The following is a 20069-nucleotide window of genomic DNA, read 5'->3' as shown; positions in this document are numbered from 1 at the left end:
CATGAAACAGAGCTGGCTGCCACGCCTGGTCGTCGCGCCGTCCTTCCTCGTCTCGCTGCTGTTCATCTATGGCCTGATGGCCTGGAACGGCTGGCTGAGCCTGTCGGCCTCGCGCCTCTTGCCCAACTACGAGTGGGTGGGCCTGGCCAACTACGAGGCCTTGTTCGAGATGGAGCGTTGGTGGCTGGCCCTGCGCAACCTCGCGGTCTTCGGCTCGCTCTTCATTGGCGGCGCCATGGCGCTCGGCCTCCTGATGGCCGTGCTGCTGGACCAGAAGGTCCGGGCCGAAGGTGTGCTGCGCACCATCTATCTCTTCCCGATGGCGCTGTCCTTCATCGTCACCGGCACGGCCTGGAAATGGATGCTGAACCCGGGCACCGGCCTCGAGCAAATCGTGCGTGACTGGGGCTATCCGGACTTCAGCTTTGATTGGCTGGTCGACCCCGAGATGGCGATCTACTGCGTGGCGCTCGCCGGCGTCTGGCAAAGCGCTGGCTTCGTGATGGCGCTGTTCCTCGCCGGCCTGCGCGGCATCGACGACAGCATCATCAAGGCCGCGCAGATCGACGGCGCCAGCCTGCCGCGCATCTACTGGCGCATCCTCATCCCGAGCCTGCGGCCGGTGTTCTTCTCCACGTTGCTGGTGGTCAGCCATCTGGCGATCAAGAGCTTTGACCTCGTGATGGCGCTGACCGGCGGCGGCCCCGGCTATGCCACCGACCTGCCGGCCACCTTCATGTACACCATGGCCTTCTCGCGCGGCCAGATCGGCCTTGGTGCCGCCAGCGCCATGATGATGCTGGCCACGGTGGCGGCCCTCGTTGTGCCCTATCTCTACTCGGAGCTGAGGGCCCGGCGATGAAGCTGTCCCGCATCGTCCTCTTTGCCGCGCTGGGCTTGCTGGCCCTGTTCTTCCTGACGCCGCTGTACGTGATGCTGGCCACCTCGCTGAAGAGCATGGACGAGCTGCGCGAAGGCAGCCTGCTCGCCCTGCCGCAGGCGCCCGGCTTCGCGGCCTGGGCCAAGGCCTGGAGCAGTGCCTGCACCGGCACCGATTGCGGCGGCCTGCAGCCCTTCTTCCTCAACTCGCTGCTGATGGTGGTGCCAGCCGTGGCGGTCTCGACGGCCCTGGGCGCAATCAATGGCTACGTGCTCAGCAAGTGGCGCTTTCGCGGCAGCGAGTTGCTGTTCGCGCTGATGCTGTTCGGCGTCTTCATGCCCATGCAGGTCGTGCTCCTGCCCATGAGCCAGGTACTGGGCACGCTGGGCCTGGCCAGCTCGGTGGGCGGCCTGGTGCTGGTGCATGTGATCGCCGGCCTGCCCTCGACCACGCTGTTCTTCCGCAACTACTACGCTGGCCTGCCCGACGAGTTGATACGCGCCGCCATGCTCGATGGCGCCGGCTTCTGGCAGATCTTCCGGCGCATCGTGCTGCCGCTGTCCACACCCATCCTCGTGGTGACCCTGATCTGGCAGTTCACCAACATCTGGAACGATTTTCTCTATGGCGTGGTGTTCTCGGGGGCGGACAGCAAGCCCGTCACCGTGGGCCTGAACAACCTGGCCAACACCTCCAGCTCGGTCAAGGAATACAACGTCGACATGGCCGCCGCGCTGATCGCGGCGCTGCCGACGCTGATCGTCTACGTGCTGGCCGGCAAGTACTTCGTGCGCGGCCTGACGGCCGGCGCCGTGAAAGGGTGATGAGCAAGATGGGCGCGCTGGCAATCAAGCAGATCCGCAAGAGCTTCGGGCCGACCGAGATCCTCAAGGGCATCGACATCGAGATCGAGGCCGGCGAGTTCCTCATCCTGGTCGGCCCCTCGGGCTGCGGCAAAAGCACCCTTCTCAACATGATTGCCGGCCTGGAGCAGCCCACCAGCGGCCGCATCGAGATCGGCGAGCGCGATGTGACGGACCTGCCCAGCAAGGATCGCGACATCGCCATGGTGTTCCAGAGCTATGCGCTGTACCCGAACATGAACGTCGCGCAGAACATCGCCTTCGCGCTGGAGATGCGCAAAGTGGCAAAGCCCGAGCGCGAGGCCGCCGTGAAGCGCGTGGCCGCGATGCTGCAGATCGAGCACTTGCTGGACCGCCGGCCTGCCCAGCTCAGCGGCGGCCAGCGCCAGCGCGTGGCCATGGGGCGGGCACTGGCGCGCAACCCCAAGCTCTTCCTGTTCGACGAGCCACTCTCCAACCTCGACGCCAAGCTGCGCGTCGAGATGCGCGCCGAGATCAAGCTCTTGCACCAGCGCACGCGCACGACCACGGTCTACGTCACGCACGATCAGGTCGAGGCCATGACGCTCGGCGACCGCATCGCCGTGATGAAGGACGGCCAGGTCCAGCAGTTCGGCACGCCGCAGCAGATCTACGAACGCCCGGCCAACCGCTTCGTCGCCGAGTTCGTCGGCTCACCGGCGATGAACTTCTTCAGCGCGCCCGATGAGCCCGGCGTGCAGGTTGGCCTGCGGCCCGAGCATCTAGAACTGGTAGCGCCGAGTGAGGGCTTGAATGGCCAGGTCCTGATGCTAGAGCCGACCGGGCCAGAGACCTATCTCAAGCTGGAGACCCCACTGGGTGCCATGACCGCTCGCGTGGCAGGCCGGGCGACGCAGCAGGTGGGTGAGTTGGTGGGCATCCGCTGGGCGGAGGATCGCCCCCACCACTTTGACGCCGTGAGCGGCCAGCGGCTCGGCTGAGCGCCCGCCTCAGGCCGCCAGCGCCTGCGGTGCCGCCTCCGTCCAGGCCGGCAACGTGCCCCGGCCTATGCCCAGGTGCTCGATGCTCAGCTCACGCATCAGCGCGGGGTCGTAGAGGTTGCGGCCATCCAGCAGCAGCGCCCGGGCCATGCGGCTCTTCAGCTGGCTGAAGTCGGGGCTGCGGAACTCGCGCCATTCGGTCACCACCAGCAGGGCCGAGGCACCGGCGGCTGCTTCATACGGATCACTGCACAGCTGCAGGCCGGTGCGGTCCGGCCAGCGCGCGGCCACGGCTGGCATGGCCACCGGGTCGTAGGCCTGGACACGGGCGCCGCGCTGCAGCAGCTCTTCGACGATGGCGAGGCTGGGTGCCTCGCGCAGGTCGTCGGTGCCAGGCTTGAACGCGAGGCCCCAGAGCGCGATGGACAGGCCATCGAGCCGCTCGCCGAAGCGCTCGACCAGGCGCTGCACCAGCAGGCGGCGCTGGCGCTCATTGATGCCTTGCACCGCATCCAGCAGGTCCAGCTGCAGGCCCTGGCTCTCGGCCATGTGACGCAGGGCCTTCACGTCCTTGGGCAGGCAGGAGCCGCCCCAGCCGCAGCCCGCATAGAGGAACTGCGTGCCTATGCGCGGATCGCTGCCTATGCCAAGGCGCACCTGCTCGATGTCGGCGCCGAGGCGCTCGGCCAGCAGAGCCATCTCGTTCATGAAGCTGATGCGCGTGGCCAGCATGGCATTGGCCACGTACTTGCAGAGCTCGGCGCTGCGGCGGTCCATCACCAGCATGCGGTCGCGGTTGCGCAGAAAGGGCGCGTAGATGGCGCGCATCAAGAGCGTGGCCTGCTCGTCGTCGGAGCCGATGACGACGCGGTCCGGCCGCATGAAGTCCTCGATGGCCGCGCCTTCCTTCAGGAACTCGGGGTTGGAGATCACCGCATAGGGCAGCACGGCGCAGCGCTGCTTGAGCTCGGCCGCCACGGCGGCCTGCACCTGCTCGGCCGTGCCCACCGGCACCGTGCTTTTGTCGACGATGACCTTGTAGTCCAGCATGTGGCGGCCGATGCTGCGGGCGGCTTCCAGCACATGCAGGATGTCGGCCGAGCCGTCTTCGCTGGCCGGCGTGCCCACGGCGATGAAGACGATGGTGCCGTGGTTGATGCCGCGCTCGGCATCGGTGGTGAAGAGCAGGCGGCCGGCCGCCTGGTTGCGCTGCACCAGCTCGGCGAGGCCGGGCTCGTAGATCGGCACCTCGCCGCGCTGCAGCAGGGCCACGCGCTCCGCATCCACATCGACGCAGGCCACGCTATTGCCCATGTCCGCCAGGCAGGCGGCGGTGACAAGGCCGACATAGCCGGCACCCAGAACGGAGACTTTCATCGGTTCACCTGCTGAGGGTTGAGCATGGCCGCCAGCATCCGGCCCACGCATGACCCCGCCATGACCGCTTGCCCACAGTTTCGTGACGAGGTCTTTTCTTCAACCCGTCTCGGGCAGCCGCATCAGCGCCTGGCCAGCGCGCACGCGCGTGCCTGTCGTGATGCCATCCAGCAGCGCAAAGCCCTTGGGCGCGAACAGGAGGATGGTCGAGCCATGCTGGAACCAGCCGAGCTCCTGGCCCTTGTCCATCGCGGCGCGGCAGGGCACCTCGTTGGCGCCCCGGTAGCGCAGGTGCAGGAGCACGTCGAGGAAATGCAGGCGGATGCTGGCCACGAGGATGGCCGCCACCGGCACGATGGCGAGCGGGTGGCGTGCCGCGCCGATGCGGGCGCGCAGCACGGCCCGCTCGTTGCGGCAGAACAGGCGCTCCACCCGGGCCAGGGCGATGGGGTTCACATTCCAGGTGTCGCCGGAGAGGTAGCTCACATGCTCGATCTCGCCGGCATAGGGCGCATGGAAGCGGTGGTACATGGCCGAGGTCAGGCGCAGCGTGAGGTAGATGCCATCGCGAAACGGCGTGATGTCCTGGTTGGGGCCGAACAGCTCCTGCAGCTCATACGGAAAGCCCTTGGCCTGGAACACCGTCGTGCCCTGTACCTCGCCACAGGCGCCGACGATGCCGTCGCTGGGGCTCACCAGCAGGGCCGGGTCAGGGTCGGCCGGCCGGGCGCCCGGCAGCAGCTCGCGGGTGAAGCAGTCGTGCAGGCTTGCGAAGCGCTGCTGGCGGGCGTCGCTCAAATCGAGATCGGTGAACAAGCGCCATACGGCGATGGAGCAGCGCGCCAGCAGCGGGCTCTGCAGCTGGCTGAACCAGCCCATCCAGCGCGTCAAGAGGATGCGGGGCACGCGGTTGGTGAGCAGGAAGTTCAGGTCTTCCTGTTGGCCGAGGCGGCGTATGAGATTGCTGATCATCGATTCACGACCTTGTCAAAGGCGCTTGGTAGACATGCGGCCGCAACAACAGCAGCCGCCCCATGGACGAAACCCTTGCCCTCTCGACCCTCGCCCCCGTCGCCATCGGCAGCGCCGCCTTGCTGAGCCTGCCGCGGTTGTGGCGGCGTCTCTGCCTGTCGCGCGCCAAGCACCGCTCGCTGGCCGGCCATTCGCGCATGGCTCAGCGCCTGGCGCGCCTGCTGCCCGGCTATGCCTACGACGAGGCGCGCTTCTTCGCCGCTGACGGGGCGCCGCCGGATTGGCAGCAACGCCGTCGTGCCGCCTTCGAGCGCCTGTGCGCCGAGTACGCGCAGCGCTATGCGCGCGGCGCGGCGATGAGCGACCAGGCCCGCACGGCCCTGCCGGACCTGCGCTTCACCAGCAGCTACCGCGTGCCTTTCCAGTTCAGCCCCTATCTGCGCGAGCGGCTCAAGAGCAGCAGCTTCATGCAGGCCTCCAGCGGTGTGACGATTGAGGACGTGGACGGCAATGTGCTGTACGACCTGAGCGGCAGCTACGGCGTCAACCTGCTGGGCTACGAGGCCTACAAGGACTGCATAGACGAAGGCGCCGCGCGGGTTCACGCGCTGGGCCCGGTGCTGGGCGTGTACCACCCCTGCGTCTTGGAGAACGTCGAGCGGCTGCGCCGCATCTCGGGGCTGGACGATGTGTCCTTCCACATGTCGGGCACCGAGGCTGTGATGCAGGCCGTGCGGCTGGCGCGTTATCACACGCGGCGCTCGCACCTGGTGCGATTCTGCGGCGCGTACCACGGCTGGTGGGAAGACGTGCAGCCCGGCCCCGGCAACCCGCTGCCACCGCGCGAGACCTACACCTTGAAGGACCTGGACCCGCGCAGCCTGCAGGTGCTGCGCCAGCGCGATGACGTGGCCTGCGTGCTGGTCAACCCTTTGCAGGCCCTGCATCCGAACTCGCCGGCGCCGGGCGACTCCTCGCTGGTGGACAGCGGCCGCCGTGCCGGCTTCGACCGCGAGGCCTACACGCGATGGCTGAAGGAGCTGCGCGCGGTCTGCAGCGAGCGAGGCATCGTCCTGATCTTCGACGAGGTCTTCGTCGGCTTCCGCCTGGCACCGGGTGGCGCGCAAGAGTACTTCGGCGTGCGCGCCGACATGGTGACCTATGGCAAGACCCTGGGCGGCGGTCTGCCCGTGGGCGTGGTCTGCGGCCGCGCGGAGCTGATGCAGCGCTTTCGCAGCGAGCGGCCGGCCGACATCTGCTTCGCGCGCGGCACCTTCAACAGCCACCCGTACGTGATGGGCGCGATGCAGGCCTTCCTGGAGCGGCTGGACACGCCGGCCGTGCAGCGGCTCTACGAAGGGCTGGACGAGCGCTGGAACGCGCGCGCCGCCGAGCTCAACCGCCGTCTGGCCGAGGCTCAACTGCCGGTGCGCGTGGCCAATCTCTCGACCATCTGGACCGTGCTCTACACCGAGCCCTCGCGCTACAACTGGATGCTGCAGTTCTACCTGCGCCTGCAGGGCCTGGCGCTCAGCTGGGTGGGCAGCGGCCGCATGATCTTCAGCCTCAACTACGGCGATGCCGAGTTCGAGGCCGTGATGCAGCGCTTCGTGGCCGGCGCCGAGGCCATGCGGGCCGACGGCTGGTGGTGGCAGGACGCCGCGCAGAGCAACCGCAGCATCCGCCGCGGCATCCTGCGCGAGCTGGCGGCGCGGCTGTTCTGAAGCTTCAGTGCTGCCGCGCATGCGGCATCGGATCGAGCAGCTCGCCCTTCAAGAGGTAGAGGGGCGACTTCCAGTACAGGCGCACGTCGTACAGCGGGTCGGTGATGATCTTGAAGGCCCAGGCCAGGCCGACCATCAGGCCGTCGCGCAGCCACAGCTGCAACACGCGGAAGGCGAGGCCGGTCACGCCCAGCGTCAGCCAGGCGATACCCACGTCGTGCAGGTAGTCCTTGAAGTCCGTGGCCGGCTCGATCAGGCCGAACAGCGAGGGCTGCAGCCACAGCAGCACGGGCAGCAGGGCCCAGGCGCTCATCAGCACGATCTTGCGGCGGATGTTGTAGCCGACCTTGACCTCTTCCTTGTAGGCATCGGTGACCTGGTTCACCTCGTCGTAGCCGCGCGGCTCGAAGAAGAAATGGCCGGCCTGGCGCATGCTCATCGAGACGCCCCAGGCCAGCAGCGCAGCGCTGGCCGGGTCGATGAAGAGCAGGGCATAGGACGCGAGGAAGCACAGCGCGCTGACCAGGTGCAGGCTCTGGTTGATGCGGCTCTGGTGGTAGAAGCGGTGGTCGTCCCAGCGCTGGGTGTTCAGGGTTTCGAAGAAAGGATTCACGCTCACCTCGTTGGCAGAACGGTGGATGGGGGAGGAGCACCGGCGGACCCGGTGGCGCGTCGCATGCTGCGCAATTGGCGTGACTCGCCGGTGACCGAGCGATGACGGATTGGCGTCGGCGGGCCTTGGCACAGGCCTGTCACGGTTTTGTTGCGCAAGGCAGTCAGCATGCGGCCCATGCAAGAACCCGATGCCGCCCAACTGATCGTCGATCACCTGCCGGCGCTGCATCGCAGCTTGCGCGTGGCCGTGGTCACCGAAACCTATCCGCCCGAGGTCAACGGCGTGGCGCTGACCATGGCCCGCATCGTCGAGGGCCTGCAGCAGCGCAACCACGACATCCAGCTGGTGCGGCCTCGCCAGATCGGCGACGCGCAAGCGCTGGCCGGCGGCGGCCTTGAGCAGGTGCTGACGCGCGGCATGCCCATACCGCGCTACCCCAACCTGCGCATGGGCATGCCTTCGCGGCGCTTCCTGAAGCAGCTGTGGGCTCACCAGCGGCCCGACCTGGTCCACATCGCCACGGAGGGGCCGCTGGGCTGGTCGGCCCTGCAGGCGGCGCTGCAGCTGCAGCTGCCGGTCAGCTCAGACTTCCGCACCAACTTCCATGCCTACAGCCGCCACTACGGCATAGGCTGGCTGCACAAGCCCATCATGGCCTACCTGCGCAAGTTCCATAACCGCGCGCATTGCACGATGGTGCCGACCGAGGCGCTGCGCGCCGAACTGGACCGGCTGGGCTTTCGCGGCCTGCGTGTGGTGTCGCGCGGCGTGGACCTGGGGCGCTTTGATCCGGCGCAGCGCAGCGAGGCGCTGCGCGCGGGTTGGGGCCTCGGCCCGGATGATCCGTTGCTGGCCTGCGTGGGCCGGCTCGCGCCCGAGAAGAACCTCGACACCTTGCTGGCCGCCTACCAGGCCTTCAAGGCCCGCAGGCCAGCAGCGCGCTTGCTGCTGGTCGGCGATGGCCCCTTGCGCCAGGCCTTGCAGCAGCGCTGCCCGGACGCGATCTTTGCCGGCCAGCAGAGCGGCCAGGCGCTGGCGGCGCATTACGCCTCGGCCGACCTGTTCCTGTTCCCCAGCCTGACCGAGACCTTCGGCAACGTCACCATCGAGGCCATGGCCAGCGGCCTGCCGGTGCTGGCCTTTGGCTATGCCGCAGCGGCCGAGCTGATCAGCGATGGTGAGCAGGGCCGCCTCGCGCCCATGGGCGACAACGCCGCCTTCATCGCCGCCGCTGCCGCGCTGGCCGGCGAGGAGCCGGCGCAATGGCGCCGGGCCGGCCTGATGGCCCGCCAGCGGGCTCTAGGTCAGGACTGGAACCAGGTCGTGCTGCAGTTCGAGTCGGCGCTGAACGAGGTGATACGCCACGCACAGCCGGGCGCCTCGGCCCTGTCGCTCAGCAGCCGCTGAGCGTGGCGGCACGCGCTGCGCGGCGCTGCTCGCGCCAGATCAAGAGGAGGATGCCGCTGGCGATGCCGGCACCGAAGACCGCCATCAGCGGCGCGATGGGGAGGCCGCCCCACAGCAGCAGCGCATAGCCGGCCAGCATGGCCAGCACGCTGGCGTTCTCGTTGAAACCCTGCACGGCGATCGAGCGGCCGGCGCTCAGCAGCACGAAGCCGCGATGCTGCAGGAGCGCATTCAGGGGAACGACCAGCAGGCCGCCCACAGCGCCGGTCAGCACCAGCAGGCCGATGGCGAGCATCAGGTTGGCCGTCAGTGCCAGTACCGGCATCAGAAGGCCCAGCACCACGCCAAACACCAGCATGCGCTTGGCGGCCGTGAGCGGCACCCAGCGGCCGGCAGCGCTGGCACCCAGCACCACGCCCACGGCCACGGCGGCCTGCAGGTAGGCGGCCTGGTTCAGGGGCAGGCGCAGGATGTCTTCGGCCCAGCGCAGCACGGCGAATTGCAGCGTGGCACCGAGGCCCCAGAAGATCGTGGTCACGGCCAGCGAGAGGCCGCCGTCGGCGTCGCGCCAGAGCCTGCGCTGGTCGGCCGAGAAATCGCGCAGCAGCGCTCCGGGGTGGAAGCCGCAAGCCGGGTAGCGGGCGCCGCTGTCGGGCACGCCGAGGTTGAGCCCGCTGGCCATGGCATAGACCAGCAGCAGCAGGGCGAGCGAGGGCAGGTAGCGGTCGGCCTCGGGTGCCATGGCCAGCAATTGCTGGTGCAGGCCGCTTTCCAGCCACCACGAGCTGACCAGCAGGCCGCCGACCATGGCGCCCAGCAGGGCAGCGCAGACCACCGAGACCTCCAGCCAGCCATTGGCCCGCACCAGCTGCTCGGGCCCGACCAGCTCGGTCAGCAAGCCGTACTTGGCCGGTGCATAGCCGGCCGCGCCCAGGCCGACGATGACGAAGGCCGCCACCGGATGCAGGCCCGCCATCAGGGCGATGAGGCCGACGATCTTGGTCGCGTTCATCCAGGCCATCAACCGGCGCTTGGGGACGGCATCTGCCAGCGCGCCCACGAAGGGCGCCAGCAGCACATAGGACAGCGTGAAGCCGAGCTTCAAGAGCGGCGCCCACCACAGCGGCAGGCCGCGCTCGTCTAGCAGGGCGATGGTGACGATCAGCAGCGCGTTGTCGGCCAGGGACGAAAAGAACTGCGTCGCGATCAGCAGATGAAAGCCGCGCGGCAGGGCGGCGCGCCCTTGCTCGGGTAGCAACATGTCCTCAGCATGACGGCCGCGCATGAAACCGCCGTGAAGGCCGCATGACGCGGCCGTGGCAGCGCACTCAGTCGTGCGGCCGGCGGATGCGGCGCCACAGCGTCCAGCCCAGCAGGGCGGTGATGGCGGTGATCAGGAGCACCACCAGCACAAAGCCATGCGCGTGATCTGCCAGCGGGATGCCGCCCACGTTCATGCCCAGCAGGCCGGCGATCAGGTTGATCGGCAGGGCCAGCACGGTGACCATGGTCAGCGTGAACAGGCTGCGGTTGTTTTCTTCGGCCACGCGCGAGGTGGCTTCTTCCTGCAAGAGCTTGATGCGCTCCTGCAGCGCACCTATGTCGCGCAGCACGACGGCGAACTCTTCGCTGGACTGGCGCATGCGCTCGGTGTCGCCCGCGCTGACCCAGGCCGGCGGGTTGCCCAGCATGCGCATCAGCGCGCTGGGCTCGGGTGCCAGCCAGCGCTGCAGCCTCACCATCAGGCGGCGCAGTTGCGCGAGCTCGCTGCCGTGGCGCAGGGCCTGGCCGGCCAGCACGGCGTCCTCGATGTCGTCCACGCGGTCGGTGGCGGTGCGCACGATGCGCAGGAGCTCGTCGGCCTGGTCGCGCAGCAGGTGGTCCAGCAAGGCCACCGGCGAGACCAGGCATTCGCCGCCCTTCACATCGGCGCGCAGCCGGTCAACCGAGCGCAGCGGATGGCGGCGGGCGCTGATCACCAGGCCGTCGCGCACATGGACCCACAGCGTGGCCACGTCGCCGGCGTCGAAGGAGAAATCAAAGGTCACATCGTTGACCACGGCGAACAAGGCATCGCCGTCGCGCTCGATGCGCGAGGAGCGCGAGCCCTCGCTGAGCGCTTCGAAGAAGGCCTCGCTCAGGCCGCCGTGGCGGCGCAGCCAGGCTTCGGCGCGCGCATGGGAGAGATTGAAGTGCAGCCAGAGGAAGCCGCCGCCCGCGCTGCCCGCGCCAAGCTGGCGGAGGGCCTCGTCGGAACCCAGCGGCTGGGCCGGCCCTTCCGCCAGGAAGCGGTAGCCGCAGATCAGGCCATGCTCGTCGGCGCCATAGCTGGACGACAGCAGCGAAGAAGAGGGCTGGGGCTTGTGGGGCTCGTTCATGGCGATGTCTCGGGGCGCGCGGATCGCCATGCTAGCGAGTGCAGATGACGCCGGCTGCTCCGGCCAGCGTCATCGTTTTAAGCTCAGGCGCGCTTGGCTGTGCTCGGTGCGGCCTTCTTGGCCGCAGGCTTGGCAGCGGGCTTCGCAACTGGCTTCACAGCCGGCTTCGCCACGGGCTTTGCGATCTTCTTGCCCAGGGGCTTGGCCGCAGGTTTTGCGGTGGGCTTGACGGCAGCTTTGGCGGCCGGCTTGGCCGATTCAGGTGCGGCTTCCTGCTTGGGGCGGCCGGTCTTCAGGCTGGGCACAGCAGCCAGGGCGGCGAGCAGGGCGGCATCGGAGAGGCCAGCCAGTGCCGCGATGCCGGCGCGCAGGATCTCGCTCTTCTTCACCACGCGAGCCTTGGCGGCGGCGCGCTGCTTGAGTGCGTCAATCTGCGCGTACTCGTCCTTGGGCATGGTGAAGCTGTCGCGCACCAGCTTGATCTTGCTGCCGGCTTCGGTGCTGGAATTCTTGGTCTTTGACATGGTCGTGCTCCCTGTGGGTTGAAACGGTATAAACAGTATAAACAGTTCATGTGACAGGCCGGCAGCGGCGGTGCGGGCAGAATCCGGGTCTTCTACAGACAGCCCGCCCCGCCACCGTGAACCCACTGCCGCCGCCACAAGCCTTTCTGATCGACCTGGACGGCACCCTGGTCGACACGCTCGGCGACTTCCATTTCGTGCTGAACCAGGTGCTGACCGAGCTCGGTCAGCGAACCGTGGACCGCTCCTTCATCGAGCGCACCGTGGGCCAGGGCAGCGAGCATCTGATACGCAGCACGCTGGCCGAGGTGGGTGCCGATGCGGCGCTGTACGTCGAGGCCTGGGCCCGCTACCAGCAGCATTACGAGGCGGCGAACGGCGAGCATTCAGACGTCTTCCCCGGCGTGCTGGCGGGCTTGCAGGCGCTGAGGAGCAAGGGCCTGCCGATGGCCTGCCTGACCAACAAGCCGGCCCGCTTTGCCCGCGAACTCTTGCGGCGCAAAGGGCTGGAGGGCTTCTTCGACCAGGTCTTCGGCGGCGACGATTTCGAGCGCAAGAAGCCCGACCCGCTGCCGCTCATCAAGACCTGTGAGGCGCTGGGTGCACCAACTTCGGGCAGCTGGATGATTGGCGACTCCAGCAATGATGCGAAGGCAGCGCGCGCTGCAGGCTGCCCGGTGGTGCTGGTGCGCTATGGCTACAACCACGGTGAGCCCATCGAGCAGGTCGATGCCGATCGCTTCATCGATTCGCTGGAAGAGCTGGCGGCGCCGGCCTGAATCCCCAAAGTGGGCACCACCGAGCGGTGGTCCGCACCACGGGGATGCACGCGCCGCCTTGCGCACGCGCGAGGTCCGCCGCGCCTGGCGCGGACCCGTGCCGCGGTTATCGTGCGGCGGGGCCGGGCGGCCCCTTCCTATTTCACGACTGACACGATGGCGCAATGATGAGCAAGGTCTGGCACAAGGGACTGCAGTTTTCGGCCGAGGTAGCGCCGTTCGTTTCGAAGATGGGCCTGGTGGACGAGCACCGCGAGAACCTGCTGCGTCTGCAGGGCGTGTGGGACAGCCTGGCCCTGCTGGGCCAGATGAGCGGTGCGGCCGCCGACATGGGCAATACCCGCAGCGCTTTCCAGGCGCTCACCGGCACCCTGCTCGACAGCCTGGCCCGCCGCCTGTTGGACAACAGCGTCAGGCGCCTCGAGGGCAAGGCCCAGGTGGCGATCGACATCCTGGTGCGCAATCTCTTCGAGCGCACGGCCGATGTCGGCTTCCTGGCGGCCGATGGTCCGCTGCGCGAGCATGTGGCGCTGTGTCGCAATACGGTTCCCGGCGAGCAGCAGGCCAGCAGCCGGGCGGCGCTGGAAGCGCGCTTCCGGGCCTATGTGGCCAAGTATTCGGTCTATGACGACATCGTCGTGCTGTCGCCGCAGGGCCAGGTGTTGGCGCGGCTGGACCGTGGCGTGGCAGACCAACCCTGCAGTGATGCCCTGATCGCTGATGCCCTGCGTCCCGACACGCCCTACGTCGAGCGGTATGGCGCCAGCAGCGTGCTCGGCGGCCGCACCGGGCTGATCTATGCCAGCGCCATCGCAGCGGGCGAGGGCGCGGCGGGCGTGCTGTGCCTGTCCTTCCGCCTGGCGGACGAGATGCGCAGCGTGTTCAAGCAACTGCTGCAGCCGGGCGACCGCACCGTGCTGGTGCTGCGCGATGCGCAAGGCCAGGTGCTGATGAGCTCCGACCGCTGGCAACTGCCGCCCGGCGCCGAGCTGCCGGCCGTGGATGCGCGCCATCGCCTGGTGTTTGCCGGCCGCGACTACCTGGCCGTGTCGGTCGAGGCCTCGGGCTATGAGGGCTACCGCGGCCCGGGCTGGTCGGCGCTGGCCTTGCTGCCGGTCGAGCATGCCTTCGATGCGTTGGACGCCGAGGACAAGCAGGACCTGGCCGCCCTGGCGGCGGGCCTCGACACGCGCGAGCTCTTCGATGCCGAGCTGCGCGGCATCCCGCTGGAAGCGGCGCGCATCCAGTTCGACCTGCAGCGCTCGCTGTGGAACGGCAAGCTGCGCAGCCGCAAGCAGGCCGACGGCACCGAGTTCGCCGTGACCCTGCTCAACGAGGTGGAGCGCACCGGCCAGCAGTTGCGCCAGGTCTTCGAGGTGGCGATCGGCAACCTGCAGAACTCGGCCCTGGTGGCGGTGTTCGACGAGGTGCTGTTCCATGCCCGCCTGGCCATCGACATCATGGACCGCAATCTCTACGAGCGCGCCAACGATGTGCGCTGGTGGGCGCTCGATTCCAACCTGCAGCAAGCCTTGCAGAAAGCGGCGCTCGGGGATGCCGCAACCGCGCAGCGCGAGGCCGAGACGGTGCTGCGCCGCATCAACCAGCTCTACACGGTCTATGCCTTGCTGCTGGTGTTCGACACGGCGGGCCGCGTCATCGCCGTTTCGGATCCGGCGCAGGCGCAGGCGCAACTGGGCCGCCAGCTGAACGAAGCCTGGGTGGCCGAGGCCCTGGCTTTGCAGGACCGCGAGCGCCATGTGGTCTCGCGCCATGAAGGCAGCGCGCTTTACGGGGAGAAGTCCACCTACGTCTACGCGACTTCATTGCCGGCGCCAGGCGCGGCGCAGGGCGTGGTCGGCGGCATTGCCATCGTGTTTGACGGTGATGCCCAGCTGGCCGCGATGCTGCGCGACGCCTTGCCGCAGCGCTCGGGTGCTGCCGGCCTGCTGGTCACGCGGTCCGGCCGTATCGTGTCCAGCAGCGATGGTGCGCGCTGGCCCGTGGGCGAGCAGGCGCCGCTCGATGCGGCCTCGCTTGCCAAGCTGAGCCTGCTCACGGCCGGCGAGTCGTTGTCAGTGGAGCTTGAGATCGATGGTGTCGTGCATGCCGTCGGCCTGGCCTTGTCTGCCGGCTATCGGGAGTACCGGCGCGGCGCGCCGGCTTCGGCCGAGGATGTGGTGGCCATGGTGCTACAGCCGCTCGGCCCGCGGCTGGCGTCGAAGGCTGCCGAAGAACTGGGCTTTGTCGTGCCTCAGGGCAGCGCCGTAGGTGCGGACGTCAGCCGGCTCGACATTGCCAGTTTCAGCGTGTCGGGCCGCGCCCTCGGCTTGCCTGCTGCGCAGGTGATGGAAGCCTTGGCGGCACCGCGCCTGACGGCCTTGCCGAATGCGCCGCGCGTGCTGGTCGGCATGATCAATCACCAGGACAAGATGCTGCCGGTGCTGGACATGGGCCTGCTGCTCGGCGGCGCTCCCTGCGGTGCCGATGCACCGGTGCTGGTCTGCAGCACGGCGGCCGGGCAGCGGCTCGGTTTGCGGGTGCAGGCGCTGGGCCAGGTGTTCAGCGTGGCCTCGAACAAGATCCATGCGAGCCCCACCCGGGAAGGCCCGGTGGGCCTGCCGCAGCTGGTGCGTGGCGAAGGCCAGGGCATGCTGACGCTGCTGGATGCGCAGGCCTTGTGGCGGCAGATCAGCGCTGCGCCCACCGCGCTCGATGCCGAGGGCGAGCAGGCGCTGTTGTTGTCGGAGTGAGGGAGGCGGCGCGTCGGATCGGCGCGCCGAGCCTTCAGCGGCGGCGCTTGCGCTCGATGCCCAGCAGTGCGTCCTTCAGCGAATCATCGGCGGGCGACTTGCCCAGCCAGATGCGCATCAGGGCGGTGAAGAACTCGGGCTCCTTGATCGGCTCGCCGGCCAGCTTGCCGTTGATCAGCACCTGGGAGCCGACGCCGGGGATGTAGTCGACCGAGAAGCTTTCGCCCTTGGACAATTCCTTCTTCGCGGCGAAATGCTCGGCGATCTTCAGCACGCCGTTGATCGACTTGACGAACTCCTCGCGCGGCGCATTCGCCTCCATGCCCTTGGTGAAGAGCTTGCCGAGGTCGTTGCCGTCGATGTCGCGCAGGGCCACGATGTGCAGGCGCTTGGCGCCGGTGTTGGCCAGCACGGCCTCCGGCGTGTCGAGCTTCTCGCTCAGGTACAGGCCGGCGGTGTAGACCTTGATGATGACCTTGTAGCGGATGCCGGCGCCGTTCAGCACCAGCTTCTTGCCCGCGACCTCGGCGCTGGTGTCGTACTTGACGCCGGCAACTTCGACGGTCTCGGCCTGGCTGGTCAGCGGCAGGGCCAGGGCGCAGGCGGCCAGCGCCAGCGAGATCAGGGAACGACGATGCATCTTGATGTCCCACTCCGTTGTTGTGGGCCCGCTCGAACGGCAGGCTTGATACAGAGCCGCAAGTATCTGACAAGCCATCCCGCCTTGTCCGCGCCCGAATTCACGTTCGTTCGCTGCATAGATTTAGCCGGTACACTCGGCCGCATGTTCATCACGCGCAAGCACATCAAGGGGTCGAACGACCGGGGAGCCTGGCCCTGGCGTCGCCCGTCCGACTTCGCTTGAAGCCGCTGCTGCTTGCCGTTCTGCCCGTTCCGGGCTCCTGTTCTTGACTGATCCGGCCAGCGCAGCGACCGTTTGACGGACGCGTGCCCGCCTGGTGGCACGCCTGTACCGAAGGTGTGTTGACGTGATCACAGAACTTGAATTCCAAAGCCTGGCTGCGGAAGGCTACAACCGCATCCCCCTGATCAGCGAGGCCTTCGCTGACCTGGAAACCCCGCTCTCCCTCTACCTGAAGCTCTGCGCCGGCGCCGGCCAGGGCAAGCACAGCTTCCTGCTGGAATCGGTGGTGGGCGGCGAGCGCTTCGGCCGCTATTCCTTCATCGGCCTGCCGGCGCGCACCGTGCTCAAGAGCAGCGGATTCCGCACGGAAGTGCTGCAGGACGGCCGCTTGGTTGAGACGAACGAGGGCAATCCGCTTGAGTTCATCGAGGCCTACCAGCAGCGCTTCAAGGTGGCCCTGCGCCCCGGCCTGCCGCGCTTCTGCGGCGGCCTGGCCGGCTACTTCGGCTACGACGCGGTGCGTTACGTCGAGCCCAAGCTCGCGAAGACCGAGAAGAGCGGTGGCCTGAACACGCCCGACGTGATGCTCCTGCAGTGCGAGGAGCTGGCGGTCATCGACAACTTGAGCGGCCGCCTCTACCTGATCGTCTATGCCGACCCTGGCCAGCCCGAAGCCTTCCACAAGGGCAAGAAGCGCCTGACCGAACTGCGCGACAAGCTGGCCTACAGCGTCAGCGCGCCGCGCGTCACGCGCAGCGAGGCGCATGCGGTGGAGCGCGAGTTCTCGCGGGCCGACTACGAGGCCGGCGTGCTCAAGGCCAAGGACTACATCGCCGCCGGCGACTGCATGCAGATCGTCTTCGGCCAGCGCCTTCGCAAGCGCTACACCGGCTCACCCTTGAGCCTGTACCGCGCGCTGCGCTCGCTGAACCCCAGCCCCTACATGTACTTCTACGACATGGGCGACTTCCAGATCGTCGGCGCCTCGCCCGAGATCCTGGTGCGCCAGGAGAAGACACCGGCCGGCACGCAAGTGACGATTCGCCCCTTGGCCGGCACGCGGCCGCGCGGCGGCACGGTGGAGAAGGATGTGGCGCTGGAAGCCGAGCTCAAGGCCGACCCCAAGGAGCGCGCCGAGCACCTGATGTTGATCGACCTGGCCCGCAACGACGTGGGCCGCATCGCCGAGACCGGCTCCGTGAAACTGACCGATGCCTTCGCGGTGGAGCGCTACTCGCATGTGATGCACATCGTGTCCAACGTCGAGGGCACGCTGAAGCAGGGCCTGACGAACATGGACGTGTTCCGTGCCGCCTTCCCGGCCGGCACGCTCAGCGGCGCGCCCAAGATCCGCGCGATGGAAATCATCGACGAGCTGGAACCCGTCAAGCGCGGCATCTACGGTGGCGCCTGCGGTTACCTGAGCTTTGCCGGTGACATGGATCTGGCCATTGCCATCCGCACCGGCGTGATCCAGGACCAGACGCTGTACGTGCAGGCAGCTGCGGGCATCGTGGCGGATTCGGTGCCTGAGCTCGAATGGAAAGAAACAGAGGCGAAGGCGAGAGCTCTCTTGCGTGCTGCCGAACTCGTGGAAGAGGGGTTCTGACATGCTGCTGATGATCGATAAGCAGCATTGACGTTCTCGACTGTTCAGTGGACTTCAGTTCCAGACGTTTTGTGTATGAAAATCAACATGTTAAGTTGATTTGAACGCCGTGGAACAATCTGGCATTCGTGTTTTTTGCGGGTAAAGTTGAGGGTAACAGCCACAGCTAGAGCTACCGGATGCCACTCAGCGACACTCAGATTCGGAATGCGAAGCCGCGTGAGCGTGCGTACCGCATGACTGATGGCGGCGGACTTCAGCTTGAAGTGCGCCCGACCGGCGGCAAGTTCTGGCGCTTTCGCTACCGGCTCGATGGTCGCGAAAACATGTTCGCTGCAGGTCTTTACGTCCAGGCGCCAAACGGCGAATCGGCGTCGGCGGCTGCAGCGCGCATTGCAAGCGGCCAACTGACCCTGGCGGAAGCAAGGCGGCAGCTGTTGGACTGGCGTGCCGCAGTGAAGCTCGGAAAGCATCCAGCAGCGCAACGCGACGAACGTCGAGAGGAAGCGAGCCAGCAGCAAGCAGAGATCCTGCGATCTCGTGCCAATACGTTCAAGGCTGTAGCGGCTGCTTGGATCAACGAAAACAAGAAGCGGTGGACCGCTAGCTACGCCAGCCAGATCGAGCGAGCCTTCGAGCACCATCTCTACCCGCCCCTCGGCAGTAAGCCCATCGGGGAGGTGTCTTCTCGGGACTTGACTCAGGCGCTGATCAGCATGAAGCGGTTGAGACCCAGCAAAGTCGAAGGTGGCGCTGCACAACCTAACTCATTCAAGGCGCTACCGGTGCTGCTCAAGCAATGGGCATCGGCCGTCTTTCGGCATGCCATTGCGGAAGAGCTGATTGAGCAAGATCCGACCTATGCACTGAAGGGGCGGGTCAAGCGTGTGAAGGCAACGAATCATGCCCACCTGGACAGCAAACAGATTCCCGCGCTGCTCGCCGCTTTGGAGGGCTATGGCGGCAACCCGAAGACGATCCATGCAATGCGGTTGCTGCTTCTTACCTTCACGCGCCCAGGCGAGCTCAGGCGTGCGTCGTGGCATGAGTTCGACCTTGTTACGGCGACCTGGGCGATCCCGAAGGAGCGCATGAAGATGCGTCGGCCGCACTTGGTTCCGTTGTCCACTCAAGCCGCAGCAGAGCTTCGACTGCTCGCAAAGTTGACAGGCCCAACCGGACTTCTTTTTCCCAACGAGCGCGACCCGAATCGGCCAATGAGCGCAACGACCCTCAACCGATGCCTCGAACGTCTTGGGTTCAATGGAGCAGACTCGATTGATTTTTCGTCCCATGGTTTCCGGTCCACCGCGTCGACGATGCTGAATGAGTCTGGGAAATTCCGCGAGGACGCCATCGAACGCCAACTGGCGCACGTGCCCAAGAACGAGGTGCGTGGCGTTTACAACAAGGCGAAATACTGGGAAGAGCGCGTTGAGATGATGCAGGCATGGTCGGACATGATCGACGCGTTCAACGCCCATGCGATTGGTAAAAACGGAGGCGCACAAGCATGAAAAAGCTCAAGGTCTTGAAACCAAGCAAGCCCGTTGCCAGGATAGGTGAAGCGGCGCTTCGGCAATGGATCGTTGACTTTCATGCGGCTGACTGCATCCCGCTTCGCGTTGGTGTCTGCTTGGCCGTTGGTCTCAATCCGAGCCATCCTTCAAACGCCCGCGGGATTGCAAAGGATGGGACGCTTGGTCGAACGCTACGAGTGGCAAGCCTCCGCTATTGCAGCGCCAGTGCGCCCGGACGAGTCGCGGATGCTGACGCGACTATGGCTGGTTCGGATGACATCGTCGTTCGGCCACGTGAGCTTTTCTCCTGGCTTAGAACCTATTTGCTAAAGGTCCCTGGCCCGATTGGGGATTGGCTCGACGACGAGGAATCGGCCATCCGAGCATGTCACGAGTTTGCGCGGACCGAGTACGACGACGAGGGCATTCCGTTCTTGGACGAGCCGCTGCCGCTATCGGTGCGCTCATCCAAGAGTGATGAGGGCAAGCAAGCCCATCGAAAGCTGCAAACTGCACTGAAGGTCCTTGGGGTTCTCGTCCTGGCTGAGCATTCCGAAAAATTGAAGAAAGAGAAACCTGACTGGACCTTCTTGCCCAAGAACCGACAAGGGAAAGAGAAGCCTATCCCTGGCAAAGATCCTGAGAAGATTTGCAGCGGTGAGACTATGAAGTCGTACATCGTTCGGTCGCTTGTCGTCGCTCTGTCGGATGAGCCGCGCGTTCGCCGCGACTTCCCTGGACTTGCCGAATTGCTGGATGCAGATGGCAAGGTCATTAAGGGCGTGTAACTGAGTCCACGCACCAAATGGATGAGGGAAAGTGCTTTCCCGAGGGGGACGC

At 66.8% G+C, this 20069-nt stretch carries 17 protein-coding genes; 10 read left to right on the top strand and 7 right to left on the bottom strand.

The window, feature by feature from the left end:
* Position 1 precedes the first annotated feature (1 nt).
* From J7U46_RS08985 to J7U46_RS08975, 3 genes are read left to right on the top strand one after another with little or no spacing between them, the layout of a single operon-like run.
* Positions 2-862 (top strand): sugar ABC transporter permease, encoded by an 861-nt coding sequence (locus J7U46_RS08985; protein WP_282824849.1) that lies wholly within the window; start codon positions 2-4, stop codon positions 860-862.
* Positions 859-1704: a carbohydrate ABC transporter permease gene (locus J7U46_RS08980; RefSeq protein WP_282824847.1), complete on the top strand. Its 846-nt coding sequence runs from the start codon at positions 859-861 to the stop codon at positions 1702-1704. Before J7U46_RS08985 ends, J7U46_RS08980 begins: the two co-directional genes overlap by 4 nt.
* 8 nt (positions 1705-1712) lie before the next feature.
* Positions 1713-2705, top strand: a complete 993-nt coding sequence (locus J7U46_RS08975; RefSeq protein ID WP_282825035.1) for an ABC transporter ATP-binding protein — start codon at positions 1713-1715, stop codon at positions 2703-2705.
* 9 nt (positions 2706-2714) lie between these two features.
* Here J7U46_RS08975 and J7U46_RS08970 read toward each other — a convergent pair whose 3' ends face one another.
* Both J7U46_RS08970 and asd read right to left on the bottom strand, forming a co-directional pair.
* On the bottom strand, positions 2715-4082 hold the full coding sequence (locus J7U46_RS08970; protein ID WP_282824845.1) for a UDP-glucose/GDP-mannose dehydrogenase family protein: 1368 nt from the start codon (positions 4080-4082) through the stop codon (positions 2715-2717).
* A 99-nt stretch (positions 4083-4181) separates the two neighbouring features.
* Positions 4182-5054: an archaetidylserine decarboxylase gene (gene asd / locus J7U46_RS08965; protein ID WP_282824843.1), complete on the bottom strand. Its 873-nt coding sequence runs from the start codon at positions 5052-5054 to the stop codon at positions 4182-4184.
* A 62-nt stretch (positions 5055-5116) separates the two neighbouring features.
* On the opposite strand from asd, the gene J7U46_RS08960 reads away from it, so the two are divergent.
* Positions 5117-6778 (top strand): aminotransferase class III-fold pyridoxal phosphate-dependent enzyme, encoded by a 1662-nt coding sequence (locus J7U46_RS08960; RefSeq protein ID WP_282824841.1) that lies wholly within the window; start codon positions 5117-5119, stop codon positions 6776-6778.
* A 4-nt stretch (positions 6779-6782) separates the two neighbouring features.
* On the opposite strand, the gene J7U46_RS08955 is transcribed toward J7U46_RS08960, so the two are convergent.
* Positions 6783-7391, bottom strand: coding sequence for a hypothetical protein (locus J7U46_RS08955; RefSeq protein WP_282824839.1), 609 nt, complete (start codon positions 7389-7391; stop codon positions 6783-6785).
* Between the two features lie 177 nt (positions 7392-7568).
* On the opposite strand from J7U46_RS08955, the gene J7U46_RS08950 reads away from it, so the two are divergent.
* Positions 7569-8801: a glycosyltransferase family 1 protein gene (locus tag J7U46_RS08950; protein WP_282824838.1), complete on the top strand. Its 1233-nt coding sequence runs from the start codon at positions 7569-7571 to the stop codon at positions 8799-8801.
* Here J7U46_RS08950 and lplT read toward each other — a convergent pair.
* The 3 genes from lplT to J7U46_RS23200 all read right to left on the bottom strand — a co-directional run bounded on the left by lplT (position 8788) and on the right by J7U46_RS23200 (position 11703).
* Positions 8788-10086 (bottom strand): lysophospholipid transporter LplT, encoded by a 1299-nt coding sequence (gene lplT / locus J7U46_RS08945; RefSeq protein ID WP_282824837.1) that lies wholly within the window; start codon positions 10084-10086, stop codon positions 8788-8790. The genes J7U46_RS08950 and lplT overlap by 14 nt on opposite strands.
* Before the next feature lie 43 nt (positions 10087-10129).
* On the bottom strand, positions 10130-11179 hold the full coding sequence (locus J7U46_RS08940; RefSeq protein ID WP_282824836.1) for a transporter: 1050 nt from the start codon (positions 11177-11179) through the stop codon (positions 10130-10132).
* A gap of 83 nt (positions 11180-11262) precedes the next feature.
* The gene (locus J7U46_RS23200) at positions 11263-11703 is read right to left on the bottom strand and encodes a hypothetical protein (RefSeq protein WP_349239485.1); all 441 of its coding nucleotides are present in this window, start codon (positions 11701-11703) and stop codon (positions 11263-11265) included.
* A gap of 116 nt (positions 11704-11819) precedes the next feature.
* Here J7U46_RS23200 and gph point away from each other — a divergent pair, with 116 nt between their 5' ends.
* Positions 11820-12482 carry a phosphoglycolate phosphatase gene (gene gph / locus J7U46_RS08930; RefSeq protein WP_282824834.1) on the top strand — a complete coding sequence of 221 codons (663 nt, stop codon included), beginning with the start codon at positions 11820-11822 and terminating at the stop codon, positions 12480-12482.
* A gap of 164 nt (positions 12483-12646) precedes the next feature.
* Positions 12647-15235: a chemotaxis protein CheW gene (locus tag J7U46_RS08925; RefSeq protein ID WP_282824832.1), complete on the top strand. Its 2589-nt coding sequence runs from the start codon at positions 12647-12649 to the stop codon at positions 15233-15235.
* A gap of 34 nt (positions 15236-15269) precedes the next feature.
* Here the strand turns inward: J7U46_RS08925 and J7U46_RS08920 are convergent, their stop codons facing one another.
* A complete protein-coding gene (locus J7U46_RS08920) occupies positions 15270-15875 on the bottom strand; it encodes a chalcone isomerase family protein (RefSeq protein WP_282824831.1) in 606 nt (201 codons plus the stop codon).
* Positions 15876-16224: 349 nt separating this feature from the next.
* Here J7U46_RS08920 and trpE point away from each other — a divergent pair, with 349 nt between their 5' ends.
* The 3 genes from trpE to J7U46_RS08905 all read left to right on the top strand — a co-directional run bounded on the left by trpE (position 16225) and on the right by J7U46_RS08905 (position 20017).
* On the top strand, positions 16225-17709 hold the full coding sequence (trpE, locus tag J7U46_RS08915; RefSeq protein ID WP_282824829.1) for an anthranilate synthase component I: 1485 nt from the start codon (positions 16225-16227) through the stop codon (positions 17707-17709).
* Between the two features lie 179 nt (positions 17710-17888).
* Positions 17889-19226 carry a tyrosine-type recombinase/integrase gene (locus J7U46_RS08910; protein ID WP_282824827.1) on the top strand — a complete coding sequence of 446 codons (1338 nt, stop codon included), beginning with the start codon at positions 17889-17891 and terminating at the stop codon, positions 19224-19226.
* The gene (locus J7U46_RS08905) at positions 19223-20017 is read left to right on the top strand and encodes a hypothetical protein (protein ID WP_282824826.1); all 795 of its coding nucleotides are present in this window, start codon (positions 19223-19225) and stop codon (positions 20015-20017) included. The genes J7U46_RS08910 and J7U46_RS08905 overlap by 4 nt, the downstream gene beginning before the upstream one ends.
* The last annotated feature ends 52 nt before the right edge of the window (positions 20018-20069 follow it).

The organism is Pelomonas sp. V22, assembly GCF_030014915.1.
Classification (GTDB): Bacteria; Pseudomonadota; Gammaproteobacteria; order Burkholderiales; family Burkholderiaceae_C; genus JAUASW01.
The sequence above is the reverse complement of the archived record's forward strand: the minus strand, read 5'-3'. Positions and strand labels throughout refer to the sequence as shown.

Coding starts and splice junctions, on each gene's coding strand:
- J7U46_RS08985 (WP_282824849.1), top strand. CDS start 2: ATGAAACAGAGCTGGCTGCCACGCCTGGTCGTCGCGCCGTCCTTCCTC.
- J7U46_RS08980 (WP_282824847.1), top strand. CDS start 859: ATGAAGCTGTCCCGCATCGTCCTCTTTGCCGCGCTGGGCTTGCTGGCC.
- J7U46_RS08975 (WP_282825035.1), top strand. CDS start 1,713: ATGGGCGCGCTGGCAATCAAGCAGATCCGCAAGAGCTTCGGGCCGACC.
- J7U46_RS08970 (WP_282824845.1), bottom strand. CDS start 4,082: ATGAAAGTCTCCGTTCTGGGTGCCGGCTATGTCGGCCTTGTCACCGCC.
- asd (WP_282824843.1), bottom strand. CDS start 5,054: ATGATCAGCAATCTCATACGCCGCCTCGGCCAACAGGAAGACCTGAAC.
- J7U46_RS08960 (WP_282824841.1), top strand. CDS start 5,117: ATGGACGAAACCCTTGCCCTCTCGACCCTCGCCCCCGTCGCCATCGGC.
- J7U46_RS08950 (WP_282824838.1), top strand. CDS start 7,569: ATGCAAGAACCCGATGCCGCCCAACTGATCGTCGATCACCTGCCGGCG.
- lplT (WP_282824837.1), bottom strand. CDS start 10,086: ATGCGCGGCCGTCATGCTGAGGACATGTTGCTACCCGAGCAAGGGCGC.
- J7U46_RS08940 (WP_282824836.1), bottom strand. CDS start 11,179: ATGAACGAGCCCCACAAGCCCCAGCCCTCTTCTTCGCTGCTGTCGTCC.
- J7U46_RS23200 (WP_349239485.1), bottom strand. CDS start 11,703: ATGTCAAAGACCAAGAATTCCAGCACCGAAGCCGGCAGCAAGATCAAG.
- J7U46_RS08925 (WP_282824832.1), top strand. CDS start 12,647: ATGATGAGCAAGGTCTGGCACAAGGGACTGCAGTTTTCGGCCGAGGTA.
- J7U46_RS08920 (WP_282824831.1), bottom strand. CDS start 15,875: ATGCATCGTCGTTCCCTGATCTCGCTGGCGCTGGCCGCCTGCGCCCTG.
- J7U46_RS08910 (WP_282824827.1), top strand. CDS start 17,889: ATGCCACTCAGCGACACTCAGATTCGGAATGCGAAGCCGCGTGAGCGT.
- J7U46_RS08905 (WP_282824826.1), top strand. CDS start 19,223: ATGAAAAAGCTCAAGGTCTTGAAACCAAGCAAGCCCGTTGCCAGGATA.